This is a genomic window from Pseudomonas sp. EB271-G4-1, from assembly GCF_058791355.1.
This window is the reverse complement of the sequence record NZ_JBYTEO010000012.1, coordinates 1-12,046: the sequence shown is the minus strand read 5'-3', so window position 1 is coordinate 12,046 and position 12,046 is coordinate 1. Positions and strand designations below refer to the sequence as shown.

Here is a 12,046-nt window from a genome sequence, read left to right as displayed (position 1 = left end):
ACCCGGCAAGCCGCAGACGCTGTCTTAAAAATTTCTTGGTAATTGACTCAGCAAGTCGAGATCGGTGCCGTTACAGTTGTTGGCACATTGCCATCAATCGAAATGACGGGTCGGAGCTTTACCTTTGCCGCGTTCATCCGCTGTCCGTGTGGGTCATTTTTTGCCGTCGTCAGTGCTGTTACTGGCGGGACTCGCGGCTGCCTACATCAAGGACCTGAACGTGTTCTTCACGTCGTTGTTCCAGGTGCTTCCAACCTTGGTGTTGTTGCTCGGCGGTGCCTACTGTGCGGTTTACCGACGCCAGCGCGAGCTGTTTCTGATGGCCACGGTGTACATCGCCTACTTCCTGCTCGACACCCAGACCGATTACTACCGTGACAATGGCAAGGTGCGGGACGACGCCGCAGTGGTCTTTCATTTGTGTTGCCTGCTGTTGCCATTGCTGTTCGGCGTATTCGCCGCGTGGCAGGAGCGTACGCATCTGTTCCAGGACATGGTCGCCCGTTTCGCCGTTTTACTGGCCGTCGGTAGCGTCGCATTGGCACTGGAACAAAGTTACCCACAGGCCTTGCTGGGGTGGCTGTCGCAGATTCGCTGGCCTGCCTTGCACGGCGCCTGGATGAGCCTGATCCAGCTGTCCTATCCCGTGTTCATCGCATCGTTCGCGCTGCTGGCCTACCAGTACTGGCGTCACCCAAGACCGCTGCATGCGGCACAGCTGGTGGGGTTGCTCGGGCTGTTCTGGATGTTGCCGAAAACCTTCATCCTGCCCTTCACCCTGAACATAATGTGCAGCCAGGTGATGCTGATGATCGCGGCCGCCGTTGCCCATGAGGCCTATCAAATGGCCTTCCGTGACGAACTCACCGGCCTGCCCGGGCGCCGCGCATTGAATGAGCGCATGCAGCGCCTGGGGCGCAACTATGTGTTGGCCATGAGTGACGTCGACCACTTCAAGAAATTCAACGATACCCATGGCCATGACGTCGGTGACCAGGTGCTGCGACTGGTCGCCAGCAAACTGTCGAAAATCGGCGGAGGCGGTAAGGCCTATCGTTATGGTGGAGAGGAGTTCGCCCTGGTGTTTGCCGGCAAGACCCTCGAGGAGTGCATGCCGCACCTGGAGGTCATTCGCGAATCCATTGCCACCTACAACATTCATCTTCGCAATCAGGAAAGCCGTCCACAGGATGACAATCAGGGCCGCCAGCGTCGCGCCGGCGCCAGTGCCTCGAGTGTGTCGGTGACTGTCAGCATCGGCGTTGCCGAACGGGTGGAACAACGCTCGCCCGAGAAAGTGCTCAAGTCCGCCGACCAGGCGCTTTACAGCGCCAAGGGCGCCGGACGCAACTGCGTGATGGCGTTCGGCCAGAACCGCCGTGGCGCCGTGCGCATGGACGCTGCTGCGGTTGAGTGATGACGGCGCATTCAGCGTCTGGACTGTCATTGTGAAGGGCGGGGCGGCGGCAGTAGGTTTGAGTCATCTACTGCCGGAGAAACGACCATGCCCGCCTACAAGGCTCCCCTGCGCGACATGCGCTTCCTGATTGACCACGTCTTCGATTTCCACAGCAACTACGCAGCGCTCGGCGCCACCGAGGCCAGTCCGGACATGGTCAGTGCGATCCTCGAAGAGGGTGCCAGGTTTTGTGAAAACGTGCTGTCGCCTCTCAACCGTAGCGGCGACGAAGAGGGCTGCCATTTCGACAACGGTGTGGTCACGACGCCTGCAGGTTTCAAGCAGGCTTTCGCCCAATACGTCGAAGGTGGCTGGCATGGCCTGGCGGCTGATCCGGCGTATGGCGGTCAGGGTCTGCCCGGCTCGCTGGGGCTGGTCATCAGCGAGATGGTGGGTTCGAGCAACACGTCGTGGGGCATGTACCCAGGCCTGACCCATGGCGCCATGTCGGCGATCCACGCCCATGGCACTGAAGAACAGAAACAAACCTACCTGAGCAAACTCACCGCCGGCCAATGGACCGGCACCATGTGCCTGACCGAAGCCCATTGCGGCACCGACCTGGGCATCATCAAGACCCGCGCCGTGCCTGCAGCCGACGGCAGTTATACGATCACCGGCAGCAAGATTTTCATCTCCGCCGGCGAGCACGACATGAGCGCCAACATCATTCACCTGGTACTGGCGAAACTGCCGGATGCGCCGGCCGGGACCAAGGGTATTTCGCTGTTTATCGTGCCCAAGTTCCTGCCCGATACCGAGGGCGAAGCGGGCGAGCGCAATGGGGTTTCCTGCGGCGCCATCGAGCACAAGATGGGGATCAAGGCGTCGGCCACCTGCGTGCTGAATTTCGACGGGGCCAAGGGCTTTTTGATCGGGGAAGCGAACAAGGGCCTCAACTGTATGTTCACCATGATGAACCACGCGCGACTGGGCACGGGCATGCAGGGTTTGTGCCTGGGCGAAGCGAGTTTCCAGGGCGCGATCCAGTACGCCAACGACCGTTTGCAGATGCGCGCATTGACAGGCCCGAAAGCCCCGGAAAAAGTTGCCGACCCTATCATCGTGCATCCGGATGTACGTCGGATGTTGCTGACCATGAAAGCCTTCAACGAAGGCAATCGGGCACTGACTTATTTCACTGCGCAGTTGCTCGACGTAGCGCACCTGAGCGCGGATGCAACGGCACGCCAGGATGCCGAAGACCTGCTGGCCTTCCTGACGCCGATCTGCAAAGCCTTCATGACTGAAACCGGGCTGGAAGTGACCAACCATGGCATGCAGGTATTCGGCGGCCACGGATTCATTCGTGAATGGGGTATGGAACAGCTGGTTCGCGACTGCCGGATCGCGCCGATCTATGAGGGCACCAATGGCATCCAGGCGCTGGACCTGCTCGGGCGCAAAGTGCTCGGCAGCCAGGGCAAGCTGTTGCGCGGCTTCACTAAAATCGTCCACAAGTTTTGCGCGGCCAACGTCGCGCATCCACAGTTGGGCAACTATGTGGCGCAGCTCGATGCGCTGAATCAGCAATGGGGCGAGTTGACGACCAAGGTCGGCATGGCGGCGATGAAAAACCCGGATGAAGTCGGCGCCGCATCGGTGGATTACCTGATGTACAGCGGTTACATCATCCTCGGCTACTTGTGGTTGCGTATGGCGTTGGTGGCGCAGGCGCAGCTCGATGCTGGCAGCGGCGACGCGGATTTCTGCCGGGCCAAACTGGCGACCAGTGAGTTTTACTTCAAGCGCCTGTTGCCGCGTACCGACGCTCATCGGGCGGCGATCGAAGCGGGGAGTGATTGCCTGATGCAGTTACCGGCGGAGTTGTTTGCGCTCTGATGGGCTTTTCTGTAGGAGCGAGCATGCTCGCGATGGTCGTTAACGATAACGTTGGAAGCCAGGTGCCCCGAGGCGTCCTCAGGTTTATCGCGAGCAGGCTCGCTTCTACAATTCTTGCGGTTCCCCTCTACATTTCGCCGGTGACTAAAAATTACAAAACAGTCATGTGCTGACCCTATGTGTCGCAAAAGTTGTTGGGTTACACTCGGACCCAAAGAAAAGCATCTTTCCTACGAGCCATCTGTTTAGATTTGCGAGGTTTGCCATGGCTGACTACAAAGCGCCCCTGCGCGATATGCGCTTCGTCCTCAATGAGGTGTTCGAGGTCGCCAAACTCTGGGCCGAGCTGCCAGCATTGGCCGATTCCATTGATGCTGAAACGGTCGAAGCCATTCTCGAAGAAGCCGGCAAGGTCACCAGTAAAAGCGTTGCGCCCCTGAGCCGTGCGGCTGACGAGGAAGGTTGTCACTGGGCGGACGGTGCTGTCACCACGCCGGCGGGTTTCCCACAGGCTTACCAAACCTACGCTGAAGGTGGTTGGGTCGGTGTAGGTGGAGATCCGGCCTACGGCGGCATGGGCATGCCCAAGGCCGTTTCGGCCCAGGTCGAGGAAATGGTCAACTCGGCCAGCCTGTCGTTCGGTCTGTACCCGATGCTGACCGCCGGCGCTTGCCTGTCGATCAACGCCCACGCCAGTGAAGAACTGAAGGCCGCCTACCTGCCGAACATGTACGCCGGCGTCTGGGCCGGTTCCATGTGCCTGACCGAACCGCACGCCGGCACCGACCTGGGGATCATCCGCACCAAGGCCGAGCCTCAGGCCGACGGTTCCTACAAGGTCAGCGGCACCAAGATCTTCATCACCGGCGGCGAACACGACCTGACCGAAAACATCATCCACCTGGTGCTGGCCAAATTGCCCGATGCGCCGGCTGGACCTAAAGGGATTTCGCTGTTCCTGGTGCCCAAGTTCATGGTCAATGCCGATGGCAGCCTGGGCGCGCGCAACCCGGCCAACTGCGGCTCGATCGAACACAAGATGGGCATCCAGGCCTCTGCGACCTGCGTGATGAACTTCGATGAAGCCGTGGGTTACCTGGTCGGCGAGCCGAACAAGGGCTTGGCGGCAATGTTCACCATGATGAACTACGAGCGCCTGGGCGTCGGCATCCAGGGCCTGGCCACCGGCGAGCGCTCCTACCAGAACGCTGTCGAGTACGCTCGTGATCGTCTGCAGAGCCGTTCGCCAACCGGCGCGCAGAACAAAGACAAAGTCGCTGACCCGATCATCGTCCACCCGGACGTGCGTCGCATGTTGCTGACCATGAAGGCCGCGAACGAAGGCGGTCGTGCCTTCTCCACCTACGTGGCGATGCAACTGGACACCGCCAAGTTCAGCGAAGACGCCACCACCCGCAAGCGCGCGGAAGACCTGGTGGCCTTGCTGACCCCGGTGGCCAAGGCGTTCCTCACCGATCTGGGCCTGGAAACCACGGTTCACGGCCAGCAGGTATTCGGCGGCCACGGTTACATCCGTGAGTGGGGCCAGGAGCAACTGGTGCGCGACGTGCGCATCACCCAGATCTACGAAGGCACCAACGGTATCCAGGCGCTGGACCTGGTGGGACGCAAGATCGTCGGCAGCGGCGGGGCGTTCTACAATCTGTTTGCCGACGAGATTCGTCACTTCACCGCAACGGCCAGTGCTGACTTGGCGGAGTTCACCAAGCCGCTCAACGATGCGGTGACGACGCTCGACGAGCTGACGGCATGGCTGCTGGACCGGGCGAAAAACAACCCGAATGAAATCGGCGCGGCGTCGGTCGAGTACCTGCAAGTATTTGGCTACGTAGCCTATGCCTACATGTGGGCCTTGATGGCCAAGGCGGCTCTCGGCAAGGAAACGCAGGACGATTTCTACGCCAGCAAGCTGGGCACCGCGCGCTTCTATTTCGCCCGTTTGCTACCGCGTATTCACTCGCTGAACGCGTCGGTGAAGGCCGGTAGCGAATCGCTGTTCCTGTTGGAGGCCGGGCAATTCTGAGTTTGTAACCTGATGTAAGCATTCTCTTACATGACGTGCTGCTGTTCTCCCATAGTCGTAAATTGGATCCACAGCTAATCTACTGCTTATGGACGTAGCGCAGGAAGCGCAAAGCAACAACACGGACACGTAGGATTCTGCCAGGACGGCGGAGTGAAATGGATGTCAGGGAAACAGTCTGCAAAGCCCCGCTTCGGCGGGGTTTTCTTTTGCCTCGAGAAAAGTGTTCAGCTCAGGCCATCCAGTGCCGGCGGGCTGTTCAAGCGTTCATCCGGCCGATTGATCACCTCTTCCAGCAATGTGCGCAGCAAGGCCAGCGATGCCTGTTGCCGTTGCACATCGCGACAGACCAACCCGACTTTCAGCGGCACCCGCGGTTCGCTCAGGGGTTTCCACAACAATTGCTGGTTGCCATGGGTCTTCTGCGAGCGTCCAGGCAGCACCGTCGCCAGTCGCGTGTGCGGCAGGCTGTCGAGTATGCCGGCCATGTTGTTCAGCTCGGCCTGCACTTGCGGACGCCGTCCCAGGCTGGCCATTTGCGCCTGCCAGATCTGCCGTATCTGAAACTCTTCGCCCAGCAGCAACATCGGCAATTCGGCAGCCTGGCTCATGGAGACTTTCTTGAATTCGCGCAATGGATGGTCTGCCGGGATGACCAGCGTCAGTTCGTCTTCGTACAACAGCACTCCGTGCAGACCCGGCTGACGAGGCGGCAAGTAGCCGATGCCGATGTCCAGCGAACCATTGAGCAGGCGTCGCTCGATTTCCAGTCCCGTCAGTTCATAGATCTGCACCACCAGATGAGGTTGCGCCTTGCGCACCCGCTCGAGCATTTGTGGCACCAGGCTGGTGTGCACGGTTTGCAGTACGCCAATGGCCAGGGTGCGCAGCGCATGCCCCTTGAAGTTGCCCAGTGCTTCACGTGCCCGTTGCAGGCCATCGAGCAAGGGCAGGGCATGGTTATAGAGCGTATGGGCCGCAAGGGTCGGCAATAGGCGTTTGCTGCTGCGTTCGAACAGGCTCACATCCAGGGTTTGTTCAAGGTGGCGGATCTGTTGAGACAGCGCCGGCTGTGAAATGGACAGGCGCTCGGCAGCCCGGCCCACATGGCCCTCTTCGTAGACCGCGACGAAATAACGCAGTTGCTTGAAATCCATAAGTAATTCTTATCGAAAATGCTGGGAAATCGAAATAGCTCATCGCCTTGGGTGAGCCTAGTCTAACCCTATTCACAAGGCTTACAGGGCCCCGGAACGCGATGAACTCCCTTCGCTTCGATGACGTTTGCATAGGTAACGCAAAAAACCTTCTGCGAGGGTTGCACCTATGAATCTGTTCAGCCTGCGCCGACATGCGCCCAGTCTCGACGATTTGCTGGAGGACAGTTCCTCTGCCCCCAACGCAGACAATCTTTGCAGCGAGTACCTGATGCCCAGTGTCGATCGACCCCAACAGGTTTTTGCCCGCGGCCAGGGTTCCTGGTTGTGGGACAGCGATGACCGTGCGTATCTGGATTTCTCCCAGGGCGGCGGTGCCAATAGCCTTGGTCACAGTCCCAAGGCACTGGTCAGCGCCATTACTGCGCAGGCGCAAGCGTTGATCAATCCCGGTTTCGCCCTGCATAACCGCGGCATGCTCAAGCTCGCCGAGCGCCTGTGTGCCATCACCGGCAGCGACCAGGCGTACCTGCTCAACAGCGGCAGCGAGGCCTGTGAGGCGGCGATCAAGCTGGCGCGCAAATGGGGTCAACGGCATCGCGGCGGGGCTTCGCGGATTATCGTGGCCAATCAGGCTTGCCATGGTCGTAGCCTGGGGACGATTTCGGCGTCGGACAGTTCGACCCTGGTCAACCGCTTCGAGCCGCAGCTTCCGGGGTTCAGTCGCGTCCCCTTCAATGATCTTGCGGCGCTGAATGCGGCGGTGGATGAACGGACCGTGGCGATCATGCTCGAGCCGATCCAAAGTGAAGCTGGGGTGATTGCGGCTACCGCACATTACCTCAAGGGGGTCGAGCGCCTGTGTCGCGAGTTGGGCATCCTGCTGATCTTCGACGAGGTGCAAACCGGTGTCGGTCGCTGTGGCAGCCTGCTGGCTGAACAGTCCTTCGGTGTGCGTGCCGATATCGTCGTGCTCGGCAAAGGGCTTGGCGGTGGCGTACCGGTGGCGGCGCTGCTGGCGCGGGGCAAGGCCTGCTGCCTGGAAACCGGCGAAATGAGCGGTACCCATCATGGCAACGCACTGCTGACCGCAGCCGGCCTGGCGGTGCTCGATAGCGTGCAGGACAAAGGCTTTCTCGAGCATGTCGGGGAAATGGCGCAGCACCTGCGCGAAGGCCTGCAGCGTTTGTCCCATCGTTACGGACACGGCGAATTACGCGGGCAAGGGTTGCTCTGGGGGTTGACGCTTTCCGACGACTCGGCAGACGCCGTGGTCAAGGCCGCGTTGTACGAAGGGCTGCTGCTCGACGCGCCGCGAGCCGATTGCCTGCGATTTACCCCGGCGCTGACGGTCAGCAAGTCCAATATCGATGAAATGCTGCTGCGCCTGGCCCGTGCCTTCTCCCGCGTACGCACCGCACAGCTGCAATGCCGTAAAGGGATTGCCGTCTGAGCGGACGCTTCCTGCACGAATTCCCGAACCGTCTCGCGGTATAACGCACGCCCCACGCCTGATTCTTTTGGCGTGGGGCGTTTTTTTATGGCGGTTGCATCGTTCAGAAACATGGCCTGGGTACATTGGCCTGAACAGTCGGGCTGAACCCTGACCAACGGTACAGGTCGATAGGGTATGGGCTCGCGTGAGCCCACTTCAATCAGGAGCTATGTCCATGGACTTTATCCGCATCATCATCGCCATTCTGTTGCCACCACTGGGTGTATTTCTGCAAGTGGGGTTCGGTGGAGCGTTCTGGCTGAATATTCTGCTGACGCTGTGCGGTTACATTCCCGGGATCGTGCATGCGGTGTACATCATCGCCAAGCGGTGAGGCGTTTCTCCCTGTGTGGCGCTCTCAATTTGTGAGCGCCATCACCCGCCGATAGAACAACCATTCCTGCTCCAGCGCATGCGCCTGGTTGCCGGCTTTGCGAAAACCGTGACGTTCGTCCGCGTAGTAATGGGCTTCGACCAGGATACCGTTGTTCTGCAGGGCCTCGACCATGTCGCGGGTTTGCTGAGGTACTACCACGGCATCCAGCTCACCTTGAAAGAAGATCACCGGCACGCGAATGTTGCTGGCATGCAATAGCGGCGTGCGTGCGGCGTAGCGTTCGGCATCCTGTTGTGGGTCACCGATCAGCCAGTCCAGGTAGTCACCCTCGAATTTGTGCGTCGCCCGTCCCAGCGCCACAGGGTCGCTGACCCCATAAAGACTGGCACCGGCACGAAACACCTGGTGGAACGCCAACGCGCACAGCGCCGTATAGCCTCCGGCGCTGCCACCACGAATGAAAGCTCGCTGGCCATCGATCAAGCCACGTTCGGCGAGATGGCTGACCACCGCGCAAGCGTCTTCGACATCGACTTCGCCCCAGCGCAAATGCAGGGCCTGGCGATAGTCCCGGCCGTATCCGCTGCTGCCGCGATAGTTGAGATCGGCCACGGCAAAACCTCGTTGCGCCCAGTACTGGATGCGCGGATCGAGCATCGGGTAGCACGCCGAGGTTGGGCCGCCATGGATGAACACCACCAATGGCGGCTTGGCGTCGCCGTTCATTGCAGGGTAGAAGAAACCGTAGGCTTCACCCGAACCGCTTGGGTAGTGCAGCGTTTGCGGGCGACTGATTTGTTCGGCGGGCAGCGGTGCAATACCGCCGGCGAGGACTTTCACTTGGTGGGTCTGGCGATCGATGGCGATCACCGCCGCTGAGCTGACGGGGGACGCAGCAATGCAGTAGATGAAATGATCATCCACGGCAAGATGGCGGAAGCGGCTGTAATCGCCGGTAAAGTCTTTGCACGAATTACCGCAAAGCCCCAATCGGCCAAAACCGCCTTCCGTCCAGCTGGCCAGATAAGTACCTTCGCTTAGCGGTAACCAGGTACAACCACCCAGTTGCCAGGGTGCCGGGCCGTGGTCGGCGGCGGTGCTGGGCAATGGTGTCAGGCCATCGGCCGATTCCATCCAGGGCTGCCAGAAACCACCGCGATCGGTCAGGCAGAACAAGCGACTGTCAGCATCGAAACGAGGTTGTTGCAGCGATTCCTGCGCCTGGTCGCCGGCCACGCAGCAAGGGGCAGCGAAGCCGCCATCGGCCTGGCGTCGGGCGACCATCAAACGGGTCGCGGTCCAGGGTTGATCCGGGCGACTCCACTCAATCCAGGCCAGTCGTTGCGCATCGGGACTCAAGGTCGGTGCGGCGTAAAAGTCCGCGCCTTCGGCCAACAAATGCCGCGCGCCATCCACCAGGTCGATCGCCACCAGGCGGTGTACATTGCGGTTTTCCTCTACCGCCAGTACCTGGCCATTGGCGAACTGCAGATCACCATATCGACACACACCTGAGGTCAGCACCTCTGGCGTCTCGCCTTGCAGTGATTGGCGATAAAGCTGCTGATCCGCCTCATTGACGAACACCACGCCGTCGTCGGTCAGGCAAAACGCGCCACCGCCATATTCATACACTCGACTGCGCACACTGAACGGGGGTGGCGTCAGGCAACTGGCCACACCATCACGCCAGTGCCAGATCCGACACGCGGCATCCTCCGGGCGGTATTCGTTCCAGAACAAACCATGGGCGCCGACCTGCAGCTCGGCAAAATCGATGCCGGCCGCGACGGCGTTGGCGGCGCTGAAGGGTTCAGCTTTTGGCGATGAGGCGTGAGTTTCGTTCATTGCGAAAGGCCAGTTGTTCAATGGTCTGGGTCGCGTGCTCGGCCTCTTCGCGGGCCTTGAGGATCACGCCGTGATGAGGCGACTTGCTGCACACCGGGTCCGCGTTGCGCGCATCCCCCGTGAGCATGAAGGCCTGGCAGCGACAGCCGCCGAAGTCCTTTTCTTTCTCGTCGCAGGAGCGGCATGGCTCGGGCATCCAGTCGTAACCGCGAAAGCGGTTGAAGCCGAACGAGTCGTACCAGATGTGCTGCATGCTGTGCTCGCGCACGTTGGGAAACTGCACCGGCAGCTGTCGGGCGCCATGACAGGGCAGGGCGGTGCCGTCCGGTGTGACCGTCAGGAAGATACTGCCCCAGCCGTTCATGCAGGCTTTCGGGCGTTCTTCGTAGTAGTCCGGGGTGACGAAAATCAACTTGCAGGGATGCCCTTCGGCTTCCAGTTTGGCGCGGTATTCGTTGGTAATGCGCTCCGCACGAACAAGCTGTTCCCGGGTCGGCAGCAGCCCCACCCGGTTGAGTTGCGCCCAGCCGTAGAACTGGCAGGTGGCGAGTTCGACGAAGTCGGCCTCCAGGGCAATGCACAGCTCGATGATGCGGTCGATCTTGTCGATGTTGTGCCGATGGGTGACGAAGTTCAGCACCATCGGGTAGCCATGGGCTTTCACGGTGCGGGCCATTTCCAGCTTTTGCGCGAAGGCTTTTTTCGAGCCCGCCAGCAGGTTGTTCACCTGCTCGTCGCTGGCCTGGAAACTGATCTGGATGTGATCGAGACCGGCCTTTTTGAAATCGCTGATTTTCTGCTCGGTCAGGCCGATGCCGGAGGTGATCAGGTTGGTGTAGAACCCCAGCTGGCGCGCTTCGCCAATCAGCTCGGCGAGGTCCTGGCGCACCAACGGCTCACCCCCGGAAAAGCCCAGCTGCGCCGCGCCCATCTCGCGGGCCTCGCGGAACACCTTGATCCACTGCTCGGTACTGAGCTCCTGGCCTTGTTCGGCAAAATCCAGCGGATTGGAGCAGTACGGGCATTGCAGCGGGCAGCGATAAGTCAGCTCGGCCAGCAACCAAAGGGGCAGGCCGATCTCGGGCTTGGGCGGCACTTGCCTGGATGAATCAGGCAAGTTCGATCCAGTGCTGTGCACGGGCAACCTCCATGAATTGCTCGATGTCGTCAGCGAGCTCGGGCACGCCAGGGAACTGCTGGTCGAGCTCGTTGATGATCGCGGCGACATCACGCTCGCCATCGATCAGGCCGCCGATCAGCGCGGCGCTTTCATTGAGTTTAATCATGCCTTCCGGGTACAGCAGCACGTGGCCTTTCTGTGCCAGTTCGTACTGGAAACGGTAGCCAGGACGCCAGGTCGGGGTCTTGCTGCGATCGAAACTCATAGGGGGATTCCTTTGTGCCAGACCCGTTCACTCGTCACCGTATGGTAGGGCGGGCGGTTCAACTCATAGGCCATGCTCATGGCATCGAGCATGCTCCAAAGTATGTCCAGTTTGAACTGGAGAATTTCCAGCATGCGTTCCTGGCCTTCCCGGGTCGTGTAGTGCTCGAGGGTGATGGCCAGGCCGTGCTCGACATCGCGCCGCGCCTGGCCCAGGCGCGTGCGGAAATACGCGTAGCCGGTGGGGTTGATCCACGGGTAGTGCTGAGGCCAACTGTCCAGGCGCGATTGGTGGATCTGCGGGGCGAACAGCTCGGTCAGCGAGCTGCTGGCCGCTTCCTGCCAACGGGCGCGACGGGCGAAGTTGACGTAGGCGTCGACAGCAAAACGCACGCCGGGCAGTACCAGTTCCTGGGAGCGCAATTGGTCCGGGTCGAGACCGACGGCCTGGCCCAGGCGCAGCCAGGCTTCGATACCGCC

Annotated in this window: 10 protein-coding genes; 5 read left to right on the top strand and 5 right to left on the bottom strand. The window is 60.5% G+C overall.

Annotation, left to right across the window (positions count from 1 at the left end):
- Positions 1 to 124 precede the first annotated feature (124 nt).
- The 3 genes from AC3WWR_RS08330 to AC3WWR_RS08320 all read left to right on the top strand — a co-directional run bounded on the left by AC3WWR_RS08330 (position 125) and on the right by AC3WWR_RS08320 (position 5,345).
- Positions 125 to 1,417 (top strand): GGDEF domain-containing protein, encoded by a 1,293-nt coding sequence (locus AC3WWR_RS08330; protein ID WP_432668666.1) that lies wholly within the window; start codon positions 125 to 127, stop codon positions 1,415 to 1,417.
- Positions 1,418 to 1,504: 87 nt separating this feature from the next.
- Positions 1,505 to 3,301: an acyl-CoA dehydrogenase C-terminal domain-containing protein gene (locus AC3WWR_RS08325; RefSeq protein ID WP_492598640.1), complete on the top strand. Its 1,797-nt coding sequence runs from the start codon at positions 1,505 to 1,507 to the stop codon at positions 3,299 to 3,301.
- Between the two features lie 265 nt (positions 3,302 to 3,566).
- Positions 3,567 to 5,345: an acyl-CoA dehydrogenase C-terminal domain-containing protein gene (locus tag AC3WWR_RS08320; protein ID WP_033044806.1), complete on the top strand. Its 1,779-nt coding sequence runs from the start codon at positions 3,567 to 3,569 to the stop codon at positions 5,343 to 5,345.
- 227 nt (positions 5,346 to 5,572) lie between these two features.
- On the opposite strand, the gene AC3WWR_RS08315 is transcribed toward AC3WWR_RS08320, so the two are convergent.
- Complete coding sequence (locus AC3WWR_RS08315; protein ID WP_020796023.1) at positions 5,573 to 6,502, bottom strand: LysR family transcriptional regulator; 930 nt, start codon at positions 6,500 to 6,502, stop codon at positions 5,573 to 5,575.
- A 169-nt stretch (positions 6,503 to 6,671) separates the two neighbouring features.
- Here AC3WWR_RS08315 and AC3WWR_RS08310 point away from each other — a divergent pair, with 169 nt between their 5' ends.
- Positions 6,672 to 7,955 carry an aspartate aminotransferase family protein gene (locus tag AC3WWR_RS08310; protein WP_033044804.1) on the top strand — a complete coding sequence of 428 codons (1,284 nt, stop codon included), beginning with the start codon at positions 6,672 to 6,674 and terminating at the stop codon, positions 7,953 to 7,955.
- A 217-nt stretch (positions 7,956 to 8,172) separates the two neighbouring features.
- Entirely contained in the window at positions 8,173 to 8,331 is a 159-nt protein-coding gene (locus AC3WWR_RS08305) for a YqaE/Pmp3 family membrane protein (protein WP_003228885.1), read from the top strand.
- Positions 8,332 to 8,355: 24 nt separating this feature from the next.
- Here AC3WWR_RS08305 and AC3WWR_RS08300 read toward each other — a convergent pair whose 3' ends face one another.
- From AC3WWR_RS08300 to pqqC, 4 genes are all read right to left on the bottom strand, one after another.
- The gene (locus tag AC3WWR_RS08300) at positions 8,356 to 10,182 is read right to left on the bottom strand and encodes a S9 family peptidase (protein ID WP_033044802.1); all 1,827 of its coding nucleotides are present in this window, start codon (positions 10,180 to 10,182) and stop codon (positions 8,356 to 8,358) included.
- A complete protein-coding gene (pqqE, locus tag AC3WWR_RS08295) occupies positions 10,148 to 11,320 on the bottom strand; it encodes a pyrroloquinoline quinone biosynthesis protein PqqE (protein WP_492598639.1) in 1,173 nt (390 codons plus the stop codon). Before pqqE ends, AC3WWR_RS08300 begins: the two co-directional genes overlap by 35 nt.
- Positions 11,292 to 11,567 carry a pyrroloquinoline quinone biosynthesis peptide chaperone PqqD gene (pqqD, locus tag AC3WWR_RS08290; protein ID WP_492598638.1) on the bottom strand — a complete coding sequence of 92 codons (276 nt, stop codon included), beginning with the start codon at positions 11,565 to 11,567 and terminating at the stop codon, positions 11,292 to 11,294. Before pqqD ends, pqqE begins: the two co-directional genes overlap by 29 nt.
- On the bottom strand, positions 11,564 to 12,046 hold a 483-nt coding region (pqqC, locus tag AC3WWR_RS08285; RefSeq protein ID WP_492598637.1), incomplete at its 5' end, for a pyrroloquinoline-quinone synthase PqqC. The genes pqqD and pqqC, both read right to left, overlap by 4 nt.